The sequence below is a fragment of the Paraburkholderia sp. SIMBA_054 genome (assembly GCF_046534875.1).
Lineage (GTDB): Bacteria > Pseudomonadota > Gammaproteobacteria > Burkholderiales > Burkholderiaceae > Paraburkholderia > Paraburkholderia hospita.
Map to the genome: position 1 here is coordinate 1 of NZ_JAWRXV010001423.1, position 246 is coordinate 246.

General features: G+C 58.1%; 1 pseudogene. It reads right to left on the reverse strand.

The features are described 5' to 3' along the window. Window positions 1–246 (reverse strand): annotated as a pseudogene (locus SB822_RS59740) (EamA/RhaT family transporter); the annotation flags it as partial.

The window sequence follows — 246 nt, forward strand, 5'->3', positions numbered from 1 at the left end:
GTAACAGGCGACGAGATAGCCGATGAGAGAAACCGGCAGCGTGACCAGCGCCTGCGCCGTCGCCCACATCATCGGATGTTTGTCGGGATTTTCCCGCAGCCAGCGGGCGTTGCGCAGGGCATACCATGCCCAGCAGACCACGGAAACTAACGCTAGCACGATGCCAGAGGTATAACGTGCCCAGTCAAAATCGGGGAGTCCGTGGTTTAACTCAGCAATATTCACACACGCCAGGCCGATGCCAAT